This is a genomic window from Virgibacillus pantothenticus, assembly GCF_018075365.1.
Classification (GTDB): Bacteria; Bacillota; Bacilli; order Bacillales; family Amphibacillaceae; genus Virgibacillus; species Virgibacillus pantothenticus.
The window spans coordinates 4,212,490-4,235,242 of the sequence record NZ_CP073011.1 but is presented as its reverse complement, the minus strand read 5'-3'; the positions used below and the strand labels follow the sequence as shown (position 1 = coordinate 4,235,242).

18 protein-coding genes and 1 riboswitch are annotated in these 22,753 nt (G+C 37.9%); of the genes, 12 read left to right on the top strand and 6 right to left on the bottom strand.

Translation table 11 applies throughout. From position 1 onward, the window contains the following. Positions 1-256: 256 nt before the first annotated feature. From KBP50_RS19665 to KBP50_RS19650, 4 genes are all read left to right on the top strand, one after another. Positions 257-772 (top strand): competence protein ComK, encoded by a 516-nt coding sequence (locus KBP50_RS19665; RefSeq protein WP_050350996.1) that lies wholly within the window; start codon positions 257-259, stop codon positions 770-772. Between the two features lie 959 nt (positions 773-1,731). Continuing rightward, entirely contained in the window at positions 1,732-2,598 is an 867-nt protein-coding gene (locus KBP50_RS19660; protein WP_050350997.1) for a TetR/AcrR family transcriptional regulator, read from the top strand. A 31-nt stretch (positions 2,599-2,629) separates the two neighbouring features. After that, positions 2,630-3,487 carry an efflux RND transporter periplasmic adaptor subunit gene (locus KBP50_RS19655; protein WP_050350998.1) on the top strand — a complete coding sequence of 286 codons (858 nt, stop codon included), beginning with the start codon at positions 2,630-2,632 and terminating at the stop codon, positions 3,485-3,487. 3 nt (positions 3,488-3,490) lie between these two features. Beyond that, positions 3,491-6,565 carry an efflux RND transporter permease subunit gene (locus KBP50_RS19650; RefSeq protein WP_050350999.1) on the top strand — a complete coding sequence of 1,025 codons (3,075 nt, stop codon included), beginning with the start codon at positions 3,491-3,493 and terminating at the stop codon, positions 6,563-6,565. A gap of 320 nt (positions 6,566-6,885) precedes the next feature. On the opposite strand, the gene zwf is transcribed toward KBP50_RS19650, so the two are convergent. The 5 genes from zwf to KBP50_RS19625 all read right to left on the bottom strand — a co-directional run bounded on the left by zwf (position 6,886) and on the right by KBP50_RS19625 (position 11,417). After that, complete coding sequence (gene zwf / locus KBP50_RS19645; protein WP_050351000.1) at positions 6,886-8,373, bottom strand: glucose-6-phosphate dehydrogenase; 1,488 nt, start codon at positions 8,371-8,373, stop codon at positions 6,886-6,888. Between the two features lie 50 nt (positions 8,374-8,423). After that, positions 8,424-8,867: a threonine/serine exporter family protein gene (locus KBP50_RS19640; protein ID WP_050351001.1), complete on the bottom strand. Its 444-nt coding sequence runs from the start codon at positions 8,865-8,867 to the stop codon at positions 8,424-8,426. 117 nt (positions 8,868-8,984) lie between these two features. Then, positions 8,985-9,734 (bottom strand): threonine/serine exporter family protein, encoded by a 750-nt coding sequence (locus tag KBP50_RS19635; RefSeq protein ID WP_050351002.1) that lies wholly within the window; start codon positions 9,732-9,734, stop codon positions 8,985-8,987. Positions 9,735-9,838: 104 nt separating this feature from the next. Continuing rightward, entirely contained in the window at positions 9,839-10,537 is a 699-nt protein-coding gene (gene chbG / locus KBP50_RS19630) for a chitin disaccharide deacetylase (protein WP_050351003.1), read from the bottom strand. A 142-nt stretch (positions 10,538-10,679) separates the two neighbouring features. Further along, complete coding sequence (locus KBP50_RS19625; protein ID WP_050351004.1) at positions 10,680-11,417, bottom strand: GntR family transcriptional regulator; 738 nt, start codon at positions 11,415-11,417, stop codon at positions 10,680-10,682. Between the two features lie 922 nt (positions 11,418-12,339). Between KBP50_RS19625 and KBP50_RS19620 the strand changes: the two genes are divergently transcribed. The 6 genes from KBP50_RS19620 to KBP50_RS19595 all read left to right on the top strand — a co-directional run bounded on the left by KBP50_RS19620 (position 12,340) and on the right by KBP50_RS19595 (position 18,536). Beyond that, positions 12,340-13,641, top strand: coding sequence for a 6-phospho-beta-glucosidase (locus KBP50_RS19620; RefSeq protein ID WP_050351005.1), 1,302 nt, complete (start codon positions 12,340-12,342; stop codon positions 13,639-13,641). A gap of 16 nt (positions 13,642-13,657) precedes the next feature. Further along, positions 13,658-14,950: a PTS sugar transporter subunit IIC gene (locus KBP50_RS19615; RefSeq protein ID WP_175609410.1), complete on the top strand. Its 1,293-nt coding sequence runs from the start codon at positions 13,658-13,660 to the stop codon at positions 14,948-14,950. After that, positions 14,950-15,285 carry a PTS lactose/cellobiose transporter subunit IIA gene (locus KBP50_RS19610; protein WP_050351172.1) on the top strand — a complete coding sequence of 112 codons (336 nt, stop codon included), beginning with the start codon at positions 14,950-14,952 and terminating at the stop codon, positions 15,283-15,285. The genes KBP50_RS19615 and KBP50_RS19610 overlap by 1 nt, the downstream gene beginning before the upstream one ends. Next, positions 15,282-15,587 (top strand): PTS sugar transporter subunit IIB, encoded by a 306-nt coding sequence (locus KBP50_RS19605; RefSeq protein WP_050351006.1) that lies wholly within the window; start codon positions 15,282-15,284, stop codon positions 15,585-15,587. The genes KBP50_RS19610 and KBP50_RS19605 overlap by 4 nt, the downstream gene beginning before the upstream one ends. A gap of 713 nt (positions 15,588-16,300) precedes the next feature. Continuing rightward, positions 16,301-17,839: a PTS transporter subunit EIIC gene (locus KBP50_RS19600; RefSeq protein ID WP_050351007.1), complete on the top strand. Its 1,539-nt coding sequence runs from the start codon at positions 16,301-16,303 to the stop codon at positions 17,837-17,839. Between the two features lies 1 nt (position 17,840). Beyond that, positions 17,841-18,536 carry an N-acetylmannosamine-6-phosphate 2-epimerase gene (locus tag KBP50_RS19595; RefSeq protein ID WP_050351008.1) on the top strand — a complete coding sequence of 232 codons (696 nt, stop codon included), beginning with the start codon at positions 17,841-17,843 and terminating at the stop codon, positions 18,534-18,536. A gap of 8 nt (positions 18,537-18,544) precedes the next feature. Here the strand turns inward: KBP50_RS19595 and KBP50_RS19590 are convergent, their stop codons facing one another. Beyond that, positions 18,545-19,351 carry a MurR/RpiR family transcriptional regulator gene (locus tag KBP50_RS19590; RefSeq protein ID WP_050351009.1) on the bottom strand — a complete coding sequence of 269 codons (807 nt, stop codon included), beginning with the start codon at positions 19,349-19,351 and terminating at the stop codon, positions 18,545-18,547. A gap of 933 nt (positions 19,352-20,284) precedes the next feature. Next, positions 20,285-20,392, top strand: a riboswitch (TPP riboswitch). Positions 20,393-20,889: 497 nt separating this feature from the next. Here KBP50_RS19590 and KBP50_RS19585 point away from each other — a divergent pair. Both KBP50_RS19585 and lipA read left to right on the top strand, forming a co-directional pair. After that, positions 20,890-21,708 carry a lipoate--protein ligase family protein gene (locus KBP50_RS19585; RefSeq protein ID WP_050351010.1) on the top strand — a complete coding sequence of 273 codons (819 nt, stop codon included), beginning with the start codon at positions 20,890-20,892 and terminating at the stop codon, positions 21,706-21,708. After that, positions 21,701-22,645, top strand: coding sequence for a lipoyl synthase (gene lipA, locus KBP50_RS19580; RefSeq protein ID WP_050351011.1), 945 nt, complete (start codon positions 21,701-21,703; stop codon positions 22,643-22,645). The genes KBP50_RS19585 and lipA overlap by 8 nt, the downstream gene beginning before the upstream one ends. Positions 22,646-22,753: the final 108 nt, after the last annotated feature.

Genomic DNA, 22,753 nt, shown 5'->3' with positions numbered 1-22,753 from the left:
TACTTATAAGAGCAGAACACAGTTCCTAAAGGGTGTGTTCTGCTTTTATATGCTTGCTTGTATTATGTTTAAAAACTTAGCCTATGATTTAAGCTTCTTTCAATTGTAAATTGGTTGTACCTAATTCAAGCTGTCAAACCAGAGACAAAATGGATGTGAGATAGTAAGATATAGAATATAAAGAAATTTCTTTTTTTGTATTGAAAATGAATCAGGTTGAAAAGAGAAATGTATTTTTAAAAAGAGGAGGATTATTTTGAAACATCGAATTACGTCATTATATATCATATCACCACATACTAAAGCGATACGCTGGAGTGAGCATAACTATTATCGTTCTCATATTTTGGAAGCAGATATGACGGAGACAATGTCTTTGCACAAACCAGAGCAAATCATTGATAATAGTTGTTTAATATATGGATCTACACTAGAGGGGAGAAGAATAGCTGTAAAGGACGTATTAGGCTCATCCAGTAAGCTTCCAATTCCTGTGATCCCAGAAAAAGGCGTTTTTATGATGCCAACTGCATCTATAAAAAATAAAAATAATGTATGGCTTGCTTATCACCATATATATGGTTTTGAAAGGAATGATAAGGGCACTTATGTTGTTTTTTACGACGGTTCTGAACTTCAGTTAGATATATCTTTAAACACTTTTGATTTGCAGTATAAGCGGACAAGTCAGTTAATTGTACATATGAACCGTGCTTTTCTGTTTGGACAATCTAAATTGCCTATACCTAAATCACTTCTAAAGCGATATTAATGAGCCAATATGGAAAAAGATGAAGCTGTAGCATGTTCACAAACAATAAAGGGATATACCACATGATGGAGAATGACACCTCGAATTTCCTCTTAGCTTCTATTTACTTTTATGTAGATAAACAATACGCGCCTTGCCCAATCACCTTCTAGCAAAGTGTATATGGCGATCGAAAATTGTGAATTGTGTTTTCCACAAAACCCAATTGGATTTATCCCGTACTATAAGGTGCTGTAAGACTCCCACTTCAGGAGTTGAATCGTCTATACTCTAACAAGTCTAAGTGTGGGAGATAACAGCACCTAAATACCCTATCTCGTAAGCGGACTTTAGGTTATACCATTACGGTACGAACAACCCGTGGGGGACGAAGGCCCCTCATTGATTGAGAATTCACCTTATATGGAGAGGCGGTTATAGTACCCCTAGTAGGGATGAGAAATCCTTTCCTTCCGCCGCTCCGCACTCTTTCGCAAAGAAATCATGCCCGCAGAAGCCTTATGCTAATCCTACGCGGTAATTTTGTGAGTTCCCATAGCTCAAAATTTGTTGCGAAATGTCTGAAATTTCAATCGCGAAATATAGCTAAGTTCCCCTTTTCTATGAATTGTATATTTAACACAACGTTTTAGGTGCAAAAGAGAGGGGAACTGATAAGAAGCCGACCAAGCTATTCTTTTATACCGTTTTCTGTATTTTTATTAGTATTTGTGGGTTAGCAGAAATTTTTTCTGTCTAAAAGGTGAAGAAAAGACAATTTTTTAAGTTGATATTTAGCCTATATGCTGTTATTATATGAACATTCCTTTTTGACTGACCGGTAAGTCAATTAAGATTTAGTTTCAATCAATTGTACCATGTTATATCTTTTGAGAAAAAAGCTTTTTTTGTGACAAATCAGCCTAAATAAATGAAACATTTACATGGGGCAGTACGTAATTAGGAAATAGGTGAAGCTTATGCTTGAAAAGAAAAGGAAATTAGTAGAAATCGGTATAAAATTAATTGCTCAAAAGGGTTATCACAATACTTCTATTCAGGAAATTGCCAATAAAGCAGGTGTTTCTAAAGGGTCTTTTTACAGCTATTTTCCGTCGAAAAAAGCATTTATGAAAACGACGATGAAAGAGTTTCATAGGTTTATGATGGAAGAGCTGGCGCAAGTCAAAACAGATGATGATGCGAGTGCTCGTTTTGCAAAGCAAATAACAATATTAATGAACTACATGGAACAACATAAAGAGTTTATTACGATTTATCTTAGAAGTAATATGCTGATTGAAGAGGAGTTTGATAAACAAATACGTGAATTTAGGCTAGACTATATCCATTGGTTAAGAGAGAACTTGGAGAGTATCTATGGTGAACAACTACAGGAATTTGTGATGGATGCTATTATTCAATCAGCAGGTTTAATACATAGTTACTTTCATTGGCTTATCATGGAAGATGTTGAATTTGACCTAGAGCAAGCTGGGCAAATTATGGTTAGACGTTTGCATGATTTAATAGCAGGAATGGTAAAAGCAGAGACACCCCCACTTGTCGATGCTATGCAGCTCCAAGAAATATACAGTAGGAATAATGCTAGCAAACAAAGCAAGCAAGAGGCAATTAAAAGCCTAAAAGAAAAAATATCAGCGCTAAAAGTGCCGCAGATGAGGAAAGAACGATTATATGAAGTGTTACAATTATTGCAAAATGAAATAGCTGAAAATAATAATATACTTGTCATACAAGGGTTACTTGCGCATTTTACTGCCCATGATATGTTAATAGAAGATGTAAACAGAATCGCGGAAGTACTAGATATTGAATTATTATGACATCTTGACAGTAAAGAGAGGAGTAACACAGGTGAAGAAAATTTTACTTTTTGCAGCAGTTATAGTTATGATTTTTTTGTTAGCTGCGTGCAATCAGGAAGAAGAGAATAAAGAAGAAAATAAAGAGCGGGTAACTCCTGTAGAAACGGAAGAAGTAAAAGAAGGTTCTATTGAGATTGAAAAGAGTCTTTATGGTAGAACAAAGCCGTCTGCTGCCAGTCCAGTTGTATTACAGGGTCCAAGTAAAATCGATCAGTTAGAGGTTAGTAATGGGGAACAAGTCAAGGAAGGGGATGTGATTGCAACAATCTCTTCACAAGCGGGTAAGCAAAGTATCCGAGCGCCTAAGGGTGGAAAGCTTGTTCAGTTAACAGCAAATGAGGGCGAGATGGTATCTGCCGAAGAGCCATTGGCTGTCGTTGCCGATTTAAATCCTTTAGCCATTGAATTCACCGTAACAGCAAATGATCGTAACCTAATGAATAAAGAAGATGAGTTCCCTGTTAACATAGATGAAATGGAATTTACAGCAACGGTTACTTCTATTGGAACCGTACCAAATGATACTGGACTTTATCCGATTCAGGCTGAGGTTAGTAATAAAGAAACGGAATTATTACCAGGCATGATAGCACAGTTATTGGTGCCAGAAACAAGAATTAAAGATACTATTATCGTTCCAACCGCTGCTGTAGAAGAGCAAGGCGGTGAATCGTTTATCTATGTAGTAAAAGATAATAAGGCAAAACGCGTTGACGTTACAGTGCAGGAATCTCAATCAGAGGAAACAGCCATTGAGGGAGAGGTCAAAGCTGGCGATAAAGTGATTGTAAAAGGACAACTGTCTTTAAAGGATGGTAGTCAGGTTAAAGTTGCGAAAGGGGAGTAAATCTTGAAGTTAATCAAAACATCAGTCAAACGTCCAGTAGGCGTTATTATGATTGTTCTAGCTATACTAGCTCTCGGTGCCGTTTCATTACGAAGCCTAACAGTTGATCTCTTTCCAAAGATTGATCTCCCAGTAGCAGTTGTAGCAACATCATATCAAGATGCAGCGCCACAAGAAGTAGAAAATTTAATTAGTCGTCCAATTGAATCAGCTGTTAGTACTGTAGAAGGGATAGAAACGGTTCAATCGCAATCACAATCAGGATCTTCCCTTGTTGTACTTATGTTTAATAACGGAACGGATTTAGACCAAGCTTTATTGGATGTAAGAGAAAGTGTTGACCAGGTGAAGGATCTTTTACCTAGTCAAGCGGGTGATCCGAATATTATGCGTTTTAACCCGGACCAACTGCCGGTTATGTGGGTTGGTTTAACCGGAGAAAACGCAGCATCTTTAACAAAGACAGCCGACGAACAAGTTGTCCCATTTTTAGAACGACAAGGTGGAGTAGGGTCTGTTAATGTAGAAGGTGGAAAAGAAAGAGAAATTCAATTAATTTTAGATGAAGCTAAGTTACAGCAATATGGTGCCACAGCGCAAACGATCATGCAATCGTTAACGAGTACAAATCAGTCCGCTTCGGTAGGAACGGTTGAGAAAGGTGACAAGGACCTTCAGCTTCGCGTAACTGGTGAATTTGAATCAATCGACGATATTAAACAAACGATTGTTCAAACCGAATCGGGGGCAACGGTACATGTTGATGACTTAGCTGAAGTGAAAGATGATTTTAAGGAACAATCTGGAATGACACTCGTCAATGGAAAGCCTTCTGTCGTCTTATCCATTTTAAAAAAGACCGATAGTAATACTGTAGAAGTAGCAACAAATATAGAAGATAGTTTACAAGAAATAAAACAAGATTTACCTTCAGATGTTAATTTGGATATCATTATTGACACATCTGATTTTATTCAGATGTCTATTGATTCAGTTGTGCAGAATATTCTTATCGGTGGGGCTATTTCGATATTTATCCTGCTCCTATTTCTGAAAAGTATCCGAGCAACCATTGTTATTGGATTGTCCATACCAATTGCGATTATAACAACGTTTATTTTAATGTATTTCACAGGTGAAACATTAAATATTTTAACATTAGGCGGTTTAGCACTTGGTTTAGGAATGATGGTCGATAGTTCGATTGTCATACTCGAACATATTTATTCCTACAGGCAACGTGGGTATAGTCTAAAGGATGCAGCTATAAAAGGGGCTAGTGAGTTAGCACCTGCAGTAATTGCTTCTACAACAACGACATTAGTAGTATTTTTACCGATTATTTATGTAGAAGGAATTGCTTCGGATATGTTTACCCCTTTAGCATTAGCAGTTTCTTTTTCGCTTATTACTTCATTAGTAGTAGCCATCACTTTAGTGCCGATGCTTTCTTCCAAGTTATTGCAAAAAGCGATGCAAGATGGAGGAAAACGTTATTGGTTTGATCGCTTTTTGGGTTGGTTAAATACAAAGTATCAAAAAGCTTTGAAATGGGTGCTCGGTCATCGGAAAACAACAGTATTTGTAACGGTTGTAGCGATTGTGGGGAGCTTAGCTTTAACCCCGTTTATTGGAGCGGAATTTATTCCATCTGCCGATCAAGGACAGTTGGAAATCCGAGTAGAAACAGACCCTGGAAGTTCTCTGAAGCATACGGAAGAAATTGTAGAACAGGTGAATAAGGAGTTAGAGCCTTTTGAATCTTTGATCGAAACGAATTATGTAAGTGTTGGTGGCGGTGATATGGTTGCTGGCAGCAGCGGCAGTGGAAATCAAGCTGTTTATACAATGCAGCTCATCCCCTCTACTGAACGAGAAAAAACAACGATTCAAGTCGTTCAAGAAATAGATGACAAATTACAGGGGATCGCAGGTGCTGAAATTACGGTAAATTCCATGGACTCCGGTATGAATATGGGGGACCCGATACAAGTCCAATTAAATGGACCAGAACATGAAGTATTGAGAGATATCTCTGAACAGGTTGTACGAGAAATCGAGCAGATAGACGGTATTTATAATCCAGAGACATCAGCTTCTGAAGGTGTCCCACAAATGAATATTGAAGTGAATCAGGAGCAAGCTGCGATGTATGGGTTAAATCAGGAACAAGTACTGGGACAGATTCAAATGCAATTTACGGGTCAAGTAGCTACGCAGTTTAGAGAAAATGGACAGGAAATGGATGTTACATTGATGTACCCAGAAGAGCAGCGTAGCAAGATAGAGGATTTGCATGACATGAAAATCCAAACCCCTCAAGGAGCGACGATCTCATTAGACGAGTTAGCTGAATTTAAACAAATGAGCGGACCTGTGAGCTTGCAAAGAGAAAATCAGCAACCGCAAATGAATGTGTCCAGTCAAATTGTCGATCGCGACTTAGGGACCATCACGCAAGATGTAGAGAAAACGTTGGCTGGCATGGAACTCCCTGAAGGCTACAACTATGAAATCGGCGGTCAAGCACAGGATATGACGGAATCATTTACAGAGTTAGCGATTGCATTAGTGTTTTCGATTTTCCTTGTATATGCAGTCATGGCTGTCCAATTTGAAAACTTTTTATTTCCGCTTATCGTTATGTTTGCTATGCCGACAACAGTTATTGGAGTAATGCTCGGGCTATTTATCGTCGGGATACCACTAAGCATTCCAGCCTTTATCGGAATCATTATGCTGGCAGGGATCGTTGTAAATAACTCGATTGTACTAGTGGATTATATTAACCTCCTGCGGCGAAAAGGAATGGAACGTTATGCGGCAATATTGGAAGCTGGACCAAGCAGACTGCGCCCAATATTAATGACGACACTAACGACTATATTAGCCATGATACCTTTAGCAATGGCGCTCGGGGAAGGAGCTGAAATGCAGCAACCACTCGCTGTAACGATCATTTTTGGTCTAGGTATATCCAGTATCTTTACACTTTTGTTAATCCCAGTTATTTACACATTATTTGATGATCTAACTGCTAAAATGGCTAAACGTAATAACAAGAAAAAAGATGCATAAAAATAGAGACGACAAAGGTTCCTTGCCACTGATAGCAGGGAACCTTTTTAAAAGAATAAGAAAGTATAAACTTAGGTGCTTATGGATAACGAAATAACCGAATAGCAACGTCTGGCGCATGAGTCCAGCATCGATGCGACTTTTTTAGAAATGCGCCCTACGATAAGGCCTCATCGGTTCGTCTCTAAGAGGAAGGCCGACTAAAAACAGGCTTGCCGCCCAGACGTCGGCATACCCCAGTTTTAGTGGCATGATTCGTTTATCTTTAGTTGATTCGTTCTATTCGCTACGTTGCTAAACGGGCGCCCCGCGCCTTTGTTCTAGTCTGTTACTGGCCACCAGTGAAATCCGTCTTTTTCTAATAAGCGATCTGCTGCCTCCGGTCCCATGGAGCCGGCAGTGTAATTGGGAAATAGTGGTTCTGTTTCTGACCACGCATCTAAAACGGCGTCAACAAACTTCCAAGAATAAGCTACCTCATCCCAATGGGTGAAGTTAGTTGTATCACCGATAATACAATCGTAAATGAGCTTTTCATACGCTTCGGGTGTATTTATTCCATCTACACCGTTGTTTGTATAAGATAATTCAATTGGTTGAGCGATAGAGCCTACACCAGCTTTTTTAGCGTTTAAATGAAGCGTGATTCCTTCGTCCGGCTGGATATTAATTACCAGCAAGTTAGGATGTCTTTCTGATTCATCCTTATAATATAGGTTCATTGGTATATCTCTAAACTCAACCACAATTTTAATTGATTTTTCTTTCATCTTTTTACCTGTTCGGATGTAAAAAGGGACCCCTGCCCAGCGATAGTTATCAATCATTACTTTTCCAGCAACGTATGTTTCCGTAGTAGAATCTTTCAATTCTGGAGCTTCTTCCCGGTACCCTTTCCCTAAACGACCAGGACCGTATTGTCCGCGTACAAAATAATTCTCGACTTCTGTTGGTTCAACAAGACGAAGAGCTCGCAATACTTTCACTTTTTCTGAACGTATTTCATCAGGTGTAAGTTTAATTGGTGGCTCCATTGCTAACAGTGCGACCATTTGCAGCATATGGTTTTGCACCATATCTCTTGTTGCTCCCGATCGGTCATAATAGCGAGCACGTTCCTCGACACCTAACTTTTCACTGGAAGTAACCTGGATATTTGAAATAAATCGGTTATTCCACAAATGCTCAAATATACCATTTGCAAACCGGATCACTTCAATATTTTGGACCATCTCTTTCCCTAAATAATGGTCAATTCGATATATTTGATCCTCATTGAAGGCTAACCGAATTTGATTATTTAACTCTTTTGCAGAGGCGAGGTCGTGTCCAAATGGTTTTTCAATGACTAATCTGGTCCAACCAGCACTCTCTTTTAAACCATTTTGTTCGAGTTGGTTAGCGATGGTTCCAAAATATTCTGGAGCCATAGCCAAGTAAAAAACGCGGTTTCCGTTAGTTTGGTATTGACCTTCTAACTGATCTAGCAATCCATCTAAATGCGTATAGGAAGAATTATCTGTCACATCAAAAGACTGATAATAAAAATGAGCAGCAAATGATTCTAAGTCGTCCTCATTGTGTGCTTGCGATTCGTTTATTGATTCACAAACTTTTTCTCGAAATATATCATTCGTCCAGGGGCGACGAGCAAGACCAACAACTGCGAAATCCTCACCAATTTTTCCATTTTGATAAAGGCGATAAATGGAAGGGAATAACTTTCTTTTTGATAAATCCCCTGTTGCTCCAAAGATGACAATAACGACGTTTGGTTTATCTACAGTTTTCAATAGAACCCTCTCCATTTTCTGTTTAGTAACACAACTATCATATAAGGTTAAAAAGTGAAAAGCAACTATTCAAGACGCAGCCATGCGAAAGTTTTTTTCAGCAATTGATTAACAACTTCCGAAAACATTAAACCTATAGCTATTGCTCCAGCAAGCAGCATCACCTTTGCTGAAAGTTGTACAGCTAGAAAATAGTCATCTTCGACAAATTTTCTCATCGCATCGTATGCTAATCCACCAGGTACGAGCGGAATAATGCCAGAGACATTAAAAATAATAATGGGCGTTTTAAATATTTTGGCACAAATCTGACTAAGAATGGCAACAAGCATGGAACCAAAAATGGTTGCCGGAACAACATCCAATCCTTGCTCAACCAAGATATAATAAACAACCCATCCGAACATCCCAACCATGCCGCATTGAATAAGTGCATGTCGTGGGGCATTGAAAATAATGCCAAAACCAGCAGCCGCGATATAGCTTGTAATAAGTTGAGCAAGTAACATGATGATCAACTCCCTATGCTTAGATAATCGAAAACAAGAAATCATAGGTGGAATTCTCATGACCTATTGATTGAGCCATTCTTTCTTCTACACGCTACTAATTATTTCGTATAGAGATCAATGTGGTAAAAAAGCGAAAAGTACAGCAACGCCAGCTCCAATTGCAATTGCTGTTAATGTAGCTTCTACACCCTTTGATATGCCAGCTATTAAATGACCTGCCATTAAATCCCGAACGGCATTTGTTATATGCAGGCCTGGAACAAGCGGCATTACAGCGCCAATGATGATTTTATCCATATGTTGCCCAAATTCAGCGTTAATACTAATCACGGCGATAACAGCAATCAAAAATGAGGCTACAAATTCGGCAATGAAACGTATTTCTAGTAATTTATCAAATCCAATCATTGCTGCGTATCCTCCTGCTCCAGCAATGCAGGAAGGAGCAAAGTCTGCCCAAGAACCACCAAACATGATAGCGAAACTACCACTAGCCAGCGCTGAGGCAATAAGCTGTAGCCAAAATGGAAATGTTTCACTGTTATGCTGTATACCTTTTAAAAGTAGAAGAGCTTCTTTAGCATCTAATGATTGTGCTGTAATTTGTCTGGAAATGCTATTTACATCAGCGATTTTTTGTAAATCATTAGAACGATTGGAAATTCTCCTAAAATAAGAAGCTTCTCCTTCCGTAGAAAATTGAATACCTGTAGGCGTAGCATAGCTTTCCGCATTTTCAAGCCCAAGTGAAGCAGCAATTCGGTTCATTGTATCTTCTACTCGGTACGTTTCTGCGCCACTCTCCAGCATAATTTTACCTGCAAGCAAACAAACTTTGGCCACGGATCCAGGTTGAGCACTCATCCTTTATTCCTCCATTTTAATATTTTTTGATCCGAAGTAAAAGATAATCTAGTTTCTCTTTCGTATAATTGTTCGACCACAAGCCTAGTGAAAGGGAGATTACCTCAAAGCTTTTCTGCCCATTCAGGCAATACGAAAGAGCAAAGCAGCTCTAATTCCTTTTCTCGCTTAGCTGTATACGAACTAACTTGATGTAAATCGCGATCGACGAAACCGGGATGTGTCATCACCTCAACACTTGTTGCTGACAGTTTCTCCAGTTGTGAAAAGAGATTATCATCTACCCCTGAATCATAAAAATCGAGCCAGATTTGCTCGGTTAATAGCAGGTCGCGCTCATTTTGTAAAGTCTCGGTATAGCGAACAGGAACGTGATACCTATTAGCTAATTCTATAATAACTGGTTTCAATGGTTCCCAACCATGGACGTGATGGTGGCTATCAATATGATGAAGCGGTAGTCCTGTAGCTAAAAAAGCTTCTATTTGCGCCTGCCACTCGTTTTTAATTGCTTGTAAGTCTTCTGCTTTAAGTTCCTTTTCTTCTTTTGTGTACTTAAAAAACCCGTTTGAGTCAGTTAATATCGCTGCTTCGTTCGTTAGTGGTTTGCCCCATGTTAAAACGAGATGGATTCCTATTTGTAAAGACGAATGTTTTTTTGCTTCAGATATCGCATATTCTACAGCATTTCCGTTCATCATTAAGGTAGTAGATTGAACAACACCGTCTGTATGGGCTTTAAGAATCCCATCCGTGATACCTTTTGTTAAGCCAAAATCGTCTGCATTAATTAAAATTCTCATGTTAAGCGCCTCCATAAATTTAATAATAGATAGAATGTGGTATGATGTATTATCCATATTCAGCTACAATGCTCATTTCCTCTGTCGAAGTAGTCTTAGACTTCGCCACTAGTTGCTAGTAAAAGACGCTAGCGATTTTTGATTATGTGGACGTGTTTTCCTTTGGATAATTTCGCTCAATCACAAAATTGGTTTTATCTCCTCTAAAGTAAGCTCGTGAATATTCCACTTTTTCTTGATTTTCATTTTCTGCAATGGTTTCGATATGAAAACAAGGAGCATTTAACTCGCAATCCAAGTGCTTTGAACAGATTTCATCTGCAAGTGTTATTTCGATATGCTCCATTGTTTTAGCAATATGCACGTCAAAATCAGTTTTTAACGAGGCGTAAAGTGATGAAGCCGCTTGTTCCTTTGTGATCCCTGGTGCAACATCCCAAGGGATAAAAGCGATCTCATATTGGGTTGGTTCATTGTTTGCTTTGCGAATTCTTTCAATACGTTGAATGGGATCTTTGGACGAGACTTCTAATTGTTGACTTAAAAATTCGTTTGCTGGAATAACCGTGATGGAAAGAACAAAAATCTCTGCTTCTTTACCTTGAACAGCTACTTGATCGCTATACCGTTTCACTGTTTGAGTCAAGGTTTGTTTTAGCTTCTGGTCTGCTACAAAGGTGCCCCTTCCTTGATGACGTTCCAAATATCCTTCAAGTGTTAATTGATTTAATGCAGTTCTAACGGTGGTACGGCTTACATTGAAATCTTTACATAGCTCTAATTCTGTTGGGATTTTGTCCCCCGGTTTATATTTCTTCGCTTTGATTTGGTTTAGTAATTCTTCCTTAATAAAAGCATGCAAGGATCGGTTTTTCTCCATTTTGCTCTCCTCTCTACTTCATAATTAGTTCTCCGTTATAGGTTTTCTTCACTAACTTATGACAAGGAAATTATATATCATCAGGTCGTCGTAAAAATACAATAATTGGATTAGTTTGTTAAACACCACTTTAATCATTGACTCCATACGTTAGTCGTTTAAAAAAGGATTTTAGGTCACTTTTGACGATTCCGTAGTATAGTTTGTTATAACCATTTGTAGCATTTGTTTTATTCCGTATATATAAGGTGTGTAAGACTCCCACTTCAGGAGTTGGATAATCGTACAGCAACAAGTCTAAGGGGGGAGATAACAGCACCTAAATATCCGATTCGTTCCTTTAACAATCCGTGGGGGATGAATAAAAACCCCCACGGATTGAAAATTCACTTTATCCAGCATGTAACTAGCAGTTAGACTTACCACCATCCTATGAGGTGTGACCTTGGTGGATAATCGGCTGGTAGCTTTGCAAGCCAATGTCCAATTCTGTTCAGAGGTCTTCATGTCATATTCATGCGATACTAACGTTCCATATGGATAAAGAAAATCACCACTAATAGACTTTTCACTCTTTTGAATCGAAATAGTTGCGCTTTTATAAGTTGTCAGTTGCAGATTGCCACTGCAATTAAAATGAACAGAAGACAGCTCCAGATTTTGTACTGCTGCGATATGGAATTATGCGTTCTCATATGTACGACGCGTTGCATAAATGCGCTGATTACAAATAAGAGTGATGTTAGTCAAAGTTTACAAGATTATCTATTTAAATACAACTTATTCGTATAAATGTTATTACAAATAACAAATAAAATAAAATGTATTTACATTTATTTATTTGTATGATACATTTTAATTGATTTAATAGAATTTTATACATCTATGAGCAGTGAACACTACAGCAAAGGAGATAAACCAAATGACAATCAAATTAGTCGTAATTGGTGGTGGTTCCAGCTATACACCAGAGATTATTGAGGGGATTATTTTGCGCCATCATTCATTTCCTGTTACAGAAATTGTATTAGTTGATATTGAAGAAGGAAATCAAAAGCTTGAAATCGTTGGTCAGTTAGCAAAACGGATGATTGAAAAATCTAACAAACCAATAAAATTATCATGGACATTGGATAGAAAGGAGGCATTAAAACAGGCTGATTTTGTCTCAACGCAAATAAGAGTAGGTGGATTAACAGCAAGATCAAAAGACGAGCGTATTCCTCTGCAACATGGGTATATTGGTCAAGAGACAAATGGTGCTGGGGGAATATTTAAAGCATTACGCACGATACCGGTTTTATTAGAGTTGGCTCGAGATGTTCACGAAATCTGTCCACAGGCATGGGTGATAAATTTTACAAATCCTGCCGGTATTGTAACAGAAGCATTGTTAAAGCATTCACCGCATAAAAAAGTAATTGGAGTGTGTAATATTCCTTATAATATGCGTTATTCGACTGCAGAAATTTTAAATACGAAACCTAAGAACGTGATGATTGAATTTATTGGCTTAAATCATTACGTATTCGGTCGAAAAGTATTCGTTAATGGTGTCGACTATACAAGTGAAGTACTAACAAAAGTGAGTCAGGGATTAGATTATTCACCAGCCAATATTGTAAACCTTGGTTGGTCGAAAACGTTTATTGAAGCAACCTCATTGCTGCCAAATCCATATCACCAATATTATTTTCAAACCGCAGCGGTGCTAAAGAAGGATAAGCAGGCACTAGAAGAAAATGGGACACGTGCAGAAGTCGTACGAAGACTGGAAAAATCTTTATTCGAACTATATAAAAATCCGGATCTTTGTGATAAACCAAAAGAGTTAGAAGAAAGAGGCGGGGCTTTTTATAGTGATGTAGCATGCAGCTTGATGGATTCAATTTATAATAATAAAGCAGATATCCAGACGGTTAACACATTAAATAAAGGGGCTATCCCTGAATTGCCGGAAGATTCGGTGATTGAGGTGAACAGTGTTATTACGAAAAATGGACCACAGCCAATTACAGTTGGGGCTTTACCAAACAGTGTGAAAGGTCATATTTATCAAATGAAGGCATTTGAGGAATTAGTGATCCGTGCAAGTATAACCGGTCATTATAAAGATGCCTACCTGGCAATGGTTATGAATCCATTGATAGGTGATGAAGTTGGCAGCAAGACATTACTAGATGCGTTATTAGAAGCACATAAAGATTACTTACCACAATTTTAATTATGGGGGTATAGAAATGAATAGTAAAGCAATGCAAAAATTCATTGAAATTGCTGGGCGGATTGGGTCACAACGTCATCTTGTTGCTGTACGTGATGGATTTGTAGCTATCATGCCACTGATTATTGTCGGGTCGCTAGCGATTCTAATTAATAACTTTCCTCCGTTTGGGGCGTTTAATTTTGTTGAATGGATGAATGGGATTTTTGGTGAAGGAAACTGGCAGGCAGTGGGGGGAAGTATTTGGAATGGAACATTTGCCATTTTAGGTCTTTTAGTTACCTTTTCCATTGCGTTTAATTTAGCTAAGTCCTATGAGGTTGATGGCCTTGCCGCTGGTTTAATAGCAGGTGCTGGATTTATTATGCTGGTGCCTGTCACTAGTGATGGCGGGTTAGACATGGGATGGCTTGGAACACAAGGATTGTTTGTGGGAATCATATTAGCTTTAGTGGTCACGGAGTTGTTTCGAACATTAATTACATCCAAGATGACGATTAAGATGCCAGAGGGCGTGCCTGACGGTGTAACTAGATCTTTTGAAGCACTAATCCCCGCTGTACTCATTTTAATTTTAGTTGGATTTTTCCAAGCCATGATGACTGTATTTGCTGAGAAGAGTATTTTTGAAGTAATCTTTAACATGATTCAAGAGCCATTGCAAGGCTTAGGAAATACATTGCCTGCTGCTATGCTTGTTTCCTTTTTAAATCATTTGCTTTGGTTCTTCGGATTACATGGTACGAATATTATCGGCTCTGTAATTGAACCCGTTTATTTGCCATTAATTGAAGAAAACCTTAATCTGTTTAAGAGTGGTATGTCGGCATTTGAAGTACCTAACATTGTTACAAAACCATTTTTAGATTCATTCGTTTTTATAGGAGGTTCTGGAACTACGATTGCTTTGTTAATTGCTGTCTTTGTCGTTATTCGCAGAGAGAAGAACCATCCTTATCGACAAGTAGCTAAGTTATCTGCTCCAGCAGGATTATTTAATATTAACGAGCCAGTGATTTTTGGTTTACCAATCGTGTTAAATCCAGTGATGTTAATTCCATTTATTTTAGTCCCTGTAACGCTTACCATTACGTCTTATATAGCTATTGCAACAGGGTTAGTACCTAGGACAGTTGCAATCTTGCCATGGACAACACCACCTATCCTAAGTGGCTATCTCGTAACGGGAGGAAGCTTTAGAGGAGTTGTGTTACAATTATTTAATTTAGCGCTTGCTATTGTTATGTATATACCGTTTGTTATGGCGGGAGCAAGAATGTTGAAAAGAAATGAGGGAAATGCAAAATGATGGTAAAGGAAGAATTACAACAGCTTTCGTTTTCTATTATTCTTCACGCAGGTAATGCTCGATCGCTTTCTATGGAAGCGATATCAAAAGCAAAGGCGTACCAATTTGAGCAAGCACGTACGATGATCGAAGAAGCGGAAGAGGCATTTAGAGAAGCGCATCATATACAAACGAAACTGCTGCAGCAAGAGGCAGAAGGAAAACATACGGACGTATCCGTCATTCTGATTCATGCTCAAGATCATTTGATGACAGCGCTAACAGTGAAAGACTTGGCTGTTGAAATAATTGAACTATATGAAAAAATGGAAACAATAGAGGGGGAGAAGCAGTGAAAATTATCCTTGTTTGTTCAGCTGGCATGTCCACGTCTATGCTCGTTAAAAAAATGAAAGAAACAGCGGATAGCCGTAATCTAGAAGTAGATATTCGTGCTATTGCAGAAACACAACTGAAAAATGAAATGGAAGACCTTCAAGTCGTGCTAATTGGTCCTCAAGTTCGTTATTTAGAAAAGAAAATAAAAGCTCAGCTTGAACCAAAAGGCGTAGCCGTAGACGTTATTGATCAAATGGCATATGGCATGATCCAAGGTGATAAAGTATTAGATCAGGCACTTTCCTTAGCGAAGAAATAGCATATAGAAATGAATAGAAGCATGTATATCTATCTCATGAGTTTGTCCCAAGTCTGTCATAGATTTGGGTTTTTTTATTGTATAGGAACCTATAAAATGAGGTGCTTGTGGATAACGAAATAACCGAAGCCACGTCCGGCGCATGAGCCCAGCAACGATGCGACTTTAGAAATCGCCCTACGATAAGGCCTCATCGGTTCGTCTCTAAGAGGAAGGCCGACTAAACAGGGGCTTGCCGCTCAGGCGCCGGCATACCCCTGTTTTTAGTGGCATGATTCCTTTATCTTTAGTTGATTCGTTCCATTCGCTACGTTGCTACGGGCGCCCCGAGCTTTTGTTCCACTATAGTAAAGTATAAGATTTTTTTGGTTTATAGTATAAGAAAAACAAAGGCTTGGCGACAAGCCAAGTTTTTCTAAAGGAACCTTCTACAATCGCTTTGAAGGCTATAATATTGCGCATTACTCACTTCGCTATGGGAGCTTGTCGGGAGGTTGACTGAAACAAGAAACTCAGAATTTCATCACTATTTAGCACTTGATTAAAATAGTTATCTATTTTATAATGTTTTTGTAAATGATTTTCATTTTGATTTAATCAGTGTAAATAATTCATGTTTGTTAGATGAATTTTTAAATTCCTCTTTTGTGTAGGCGCTTACGGATGAGGGCGGTAATGAAAATCGTACACTGTTGAAGAGATGGGGTGTTGAAATGAAAAAAGTGTTATTTGAGCAAGCGCAAAGGTTTGGAAAGTCGTTTATGCTGCCAATTGCAGTGTTGCCTGCGGCAGGGCTGCTACTAGGAATAGGTGGAGCCTTTAGTAACCCTGCAACGATCGAAGCATACACTTTCCTGGATCAGAAATGGTTACAGGCGATCTTTACCATAATGAGTTCAGCAGGCAATATTGTTTTTGCAAATTTGGCTTTAATTTTTGCTGTAGGGGTTGCAATCGGATTAGCAAGAAATGATAAAGGTACAGCAGGTTTGGCGGCAGTGTTAGGATATTTAGTAATGAATGCCACGATTAATGCGATGTTGACTATTACTGGTGAGTTGGCCGAAAGTAATTTAGCCGAAGTTGGTCAAGGAACAATATTAGGTATTCAAACTTTAGAGACAGGTGTTTTTGGTGGTGTTATTTTAGGTTTACTTACTTATTTCCTCCATCAACGTTATAACAATGTGGAACTTCCAAAGTTTTTAGGGTTTTTTGGAGGTTCACGATTTATTCCGATTGTTACAGCATTTATGTCCATTATATTAGGAGTTATTTTATATTATGTTTGGCCCATTATTCAAACAGGCATTTTCTCTCTTGGCGGGTTAGTAGAAGCAACTGGTTATTTGGGGACTTTCTTGTATGGTTTTATTTTAAGACTACTTGGTCCATTTGGCTTACATCATATTTTTTATATCCCTTTTTGGACGACAAGTCTTGGCGGCTCTATGATTGTTGATGGCACTTTAATTGAAGGAACACAAAGGATCTTTTTTGCTCAATTAGCGCAACCTGATGTAGAACAATTTTATATCGGAACTGCTCGGTTTATGGCTGGCAGACATATTACGATGATGTTTGGACTACTTGGCGCTTGTTTGGCTATTTATCAAATGGCTATACCAAAAAACAAAAAGATAGTATTGGGATTAATGTTATCAGCAGGTTTAACGTCTTTTTTAACAGGTATTACAGAACCAATTGAATTTTCCTTTTTATTTGTTGCGCCAATCCTTTACGTTATCCATGCTCTATTTGATGGTTTAGCGTTCATGTTAGCGCATATGTTTGAGGTTACGATAGGACAAACTTTCTCAGGCGGATTTATTGATTTTATGCTCTTTGGTGTCTTGCAAGGCGTAGAAAAGACAAATTGGATATGGGTGCCAGTCATTGGTGTATTCTGGTTTTTCTTATACTACTTCACGTTCCGATTTGCAATAGCTAAGTTCCATTTAAAAACACCTGGTCGTCAGGATGAAGATATGGAAATACAAATGTTTACCCCAGAAGAACAAGCTCTCGCTATTATAAATGGCCTTGGTGGTAAAGCTAATATTAAAGATGTTGATAACTGTGCTACGCGTTTAAGAGTAAGTGTATTTGACCAAGAACGCGTTCAAAAGGATGCACTTATGAAAACAGGTGCAAAAGGAGTAGTGGCCAAGGGAAACGGGATTCAAGTGATATACGGACCAGAGGTAACGACGATTAAAAATAATGTTGAGAAGACAATGGGAGAGTTGTAATATGTATTTAAAACAACTAGAAAAACAACTGATTGTATCTTGCCAAGCGTTGGAGCATGAACCGTTACATTCCTCAGAAATGATGGCAAAAATGGCTCTAGCAGCGGTTCAGGGTGGTGCAAAAGGAATTAGAGCTAATTCTGTAGCCGATATAAAAGCAATTAAAAACCAAGTAAATGTTCCGATAATCGGATTAATGAAGCAAGATTACGAGGATAGTGATGTTTACATTACGCCTACAAAAAAAGAAGTGAAAGCTTTGTTAGAGGTAGGTACAGATATTATTGCCATGGATGCAACCATGCGAAAGCGCCCAGGGGATGAAACGTTAGAAGGCATTATTACATTTATCAAGTCACAATCAAATACGGAAATAATGGCAGATATTTCTACTGTAGAGGAAGCAAAACATGCAGAAGAGTTAGGCTTTGATTGTGTATCGACAACTTTAGTAGGTTACACACAGGAAACAGAAGGACAGCACATTGCAACGAACAATTTTAAACTGTTACATGAGATACGATCAGCAGTATCCATCCCAGTCATTGCAGAAGGGAAAATTAGTACGCCACAAACTGCTTTTAAAGCTCTTGAGAATGGTGCGTATTTTGTGGTAGTAGGCAGCGCAATTACTAGACCGCAATTAATTACCAAAACATTTGTAGATGAGGTTCAAAAATATAGCGCCAACAATTAAGTTGGTTGCTATATTTTTTTATATTCTTCTAATTTAGACAGTGTCTGGTTATAATTCGTACTCGCCTCTTCATTGGTTAATAGCATCATACTAATTATGTCTAAACAAATTAAAATAGATAACTGACTGTTCATAAAACCTTTTGTTTGATAGTGCTGTACACTTGCGGTATACAGGATAATATCTGACTGTTTTGCTAAACTGGTTTCAGAAAAATTGGTAACGGTGACGACCCTCGCTCCCTTTGATTTGGCTAGTTGTACGCTATCAATCACTTCTTTTGTCTGTCCAGAAGATGATATGGCAATAACGACATCGTTTTTTGTAAGAATAGAGGCATTAATAACCATAGCATGTGAATCTGTATGCGTATCTACACTATACCCCATTCTGCTTAATCTTATTTTAAGTTCTTCAGCGGACAAACCAGAGCTACCAATACCATAGATATGAATTCGATTAGCGTTTTGTATCCAGTTGGAAACAAGTTCATAATCATTAACAGTTGCTACAGAGTGTGTTGATTTAATCACAGAGTTATAAACTTGCGCAACCTTTTCTATTGCTTCATTAGACTCAATAGTTTCCTCGACTGCATCACGTAATAATATTTTAAATTCTACAAAGTTACTTACCCCAATTTTTTTACAAAAACGCGTAATTGTAGCTACAGAAACACTTATTTTACTAGCTAATTCTTTTATATGTATATTTAATAAATGTTGGCTATTATTTATTACATAATCAGCAACTTTTTTTTCGGTTTTACTTAATGTTTGGTATTTTAATAGCACCTCATCAAGGATAGAATTCATTCTTGGTCACCTCCATAAGTAGTATATAATCTAAAAGAACAATGAATTCGAGTTGCTCGCTTCTCGAATGGAATATATGTAGAAGAGACAGTGAGTTATCTGTAATTAAAGAATGGGCGAAGCAACACAATTTTCATCTCACCTTTGAACACCCTATAAACGATATTATATAAGAGAGAGTTAATAATTGCTAATTCAGCACGACAAACGCTTCGACTTGATGGTGAAAATAGGATGTAAGTACGTATACATTCTAAACTATAGCTAATAAAAACAATTGTCCTCTGATATTTTAGAAGGGTTTTTATTTCACTATAGGAAAGCATAAGATTTTTTTGGTTTATAGTTTGAAAGAACTTAAAAATTGATTTTAAATAAAAAAGTGCATAACAAAATAAGCCTATATATAAGGCGTAAAATTAAAAATATTATAAAAATAGTAGTAATCTAAAGTTTCTTAAATTATTAATTCCTCAGCAGTTAGGATAAATATTCCTTATATCAACACATCCCCACCGAATTTTATAGTGGATAAAGCAGACATTGACTGTTTGCCACGTAATAAACTGGAATTGTTTATACAAGGATTAGTTTCCGTGCTCATTGGCACACTTATTTGTACTTAAAAATGACAAACGGCACATCTTAGTATGCGGGCAGCAAAGTAAAGAACTGCACCACTCAACTCCCCGTGCTCTGTAGTGTATCTGCCTACCCAATTATATTATATCAACTTTTTCGGGGGTGGAAGAATTACTTTTATTCATTTTTGTGCCCTGAGCATAGCGAAAGGCATGATACTTAGTATAAGAAAAACAAAGGCTTCCGCCATAAGACTTGGCGACAAGCCAAGTTTTTCTAACAATAAATTTTTCTTTACAATTTCCACCATTATTGCTAATCTAGACTTAGTTCATCAATAAATTAGAATCTTTTTAACACTAGGGGAGCTAGATGGTTAGCTGAGAGAAACGTGTGTCGTTTTGACCCTTTGTACCCGAACAGGATAATGCCTGCGTGGGAAAGTGTAGTCATAGCTGACTGCATTTCACGTGAATGGAATGCAGTTTTTTTATCTTTCTATCCATTATGTCCGTTACCCATGATGGGAGTTGCTTTGTTTAGCTTTGGCACTCATGCTACGTAGTTAGATCTTCTTTATAAGATCGGTCTTCATATGGCCATGTGTCCTTTTCGCATTATAAAGTTTGGTATCTCGTTAGACGGGCGCTTACGTTTTGAATGTAGATAATTTCACTGTGACTGCTACATAACACACACCAATTTCTTCGCAAAGGTTGTCCAACTATTTTAGAAATAGTTGTATAAAGCTCAACTCTTCTAAACCATTCCAAATATCCCTTTTAGCCATTCTAATTCTTGTTAGATTCCTTTATTCTGTATAATTTGTAATTAATTTCTTTTTTTAATTATTTTTTGTACAATGAATAGGAGGGAAAAATTCCCAATTACGATGATTGGGGAGATATAGTATACCTACCACAGACTGAATTTTCACTAACTGGAGGCGGTTATAAATGAAAGAACAATGGGGATTTTTAGAAAACGTACCTCATGACGCTGCAATTAATATGGCCTTAGATGAAGCACTGTTACAGTGGCATTATGAAGAAAAAATACCTCCAACATTACGTTTTTATCAATGGAGGAAACCTACTCTTTCCATTGGACATTTTCAAAAATTGGAGGGGAGAATTGATTTAGAAGGCGTTCAGAAGCACCAATGCCAATTGGTTCGGAGAATGACTGGAGGAAGTGCTGTGCTGCATGACGATGAATTAACTTATAGCATTGTTATTTCCGAATCGCACCCGTCTGTAGCTTCGTCAATTCGCCAAGCCTATTATGATTTATCCAAAGGAATTCTGGAAGGATATAACCATTTAGGAATAAAAGCAAGTTATGCTGAATCGGTATCTAAGGAGCGAAGCAATATTTGTTTTGAGCGCCCAGCATTTTATGAAATGGTCGTGGATGGTAAAAAACTTTCAGGAAATGCACAGACGAGGAAAAAAGGAGTACTCCTTCAGCACGGATCGATCCCTATATCGATGAATGTAGATATGCTGTTCGATATGTTTATTTTTCCAAATGAAAAAATAAAAATGAGAAAGAAGCAAGCTTTTTGGAACAAAGCTACAACCATAAACCGGATTTTACAGAAAAATATTTCGTATGACACCGTGAAAGCAGCTTTTAAAAAAGGTTTTTCAGAAGGTCTCGAAATTGAACTGAAAGAATTTTCATTAACAAAAAGCCAGTGGAATGAAGTGTATCGGTTAGCTGAAAAAAAATATGCTAATTTACCATTAGAAGGAGCGGTTTCTCATGTCTAAAAATACAACACCCCTAAGAAAACCTGCATGGTTAAAAACGAAAATCAATACGAATCAGTCGTATCGTGGTTTAAAGAAGTTAATGCGGGAGAATCGTCTCAATACAGTGTGCGAGGAAGCTCGTTGTCCTAATATCCACGAATGTTGGAGCGAGAGAAAGACAGCAACCTTTATGATTTTAGGTGATACATGTACAAGGGGATGCCGCTTTTGTGCTGTAAAGACAGGATTACCAAATGAATTGGATTGGGGAGAACCAGAACGCGTAGCTGATTCAGTTGCAATCATGGGACTAAAGCATGTTGTCGTGACAGCTGTTGCTCGTGACGATTTAAATGATGGGGGGGCAGCTGTTTTTGCAGAAACTGTTCGGGCGATTAGACGTAAAAATCCAGGCTGTACGATTGAGATTCTGCCTTCTGATATGAAAGGGGATTATGAAAGCTTACATACGTTAATGGATAGCGAGCCAGATATTTTTAATCATAATATTGAAACAGTAAGGCGGCTAACAAAACGGGTTCGGGCTAGGGCAATGTATGATCGTTCTCTCCAGCTTTTGCAGCGGGTAAAAGAAATCAAGCCGAATACGCCGACGAAATCAAGTATAATGGTTGGTTTGGGAGAAGAAAAAGAGGAAATTATTCAAGCAATGGATGACTTGTTAGCTCACCAAGTAGATATAATGACAATTGGTCAATATTTGCAACCGACGAAAAAGCATTTACAAGTTGAACGCTATTATCATCCCGATGAATTTGAAGAATTAAAGAAAATAGCTCTGGAAAAAGGGTTTAAGCATTGTGAAGCAGGGCCTTTAGTCCGTTCTTCTTACCATGCTGATGAGCAGGTGAGCAAGACTTCTGCACAACGGAGAATTGATTATATGAAAGGATATGAGAGTCAAGAAAAAAAGCAAGTTGATTTCCAATTCTAAGAAGCGATATGAGTTAGGATCATGGGAAAATATGGTTTTGTTCGAAAAAGTCCTCTTTAAAGCAAGAGGGCTTTTCGTCTTTTTGTCATGTCTAATGATGCTGCAGGC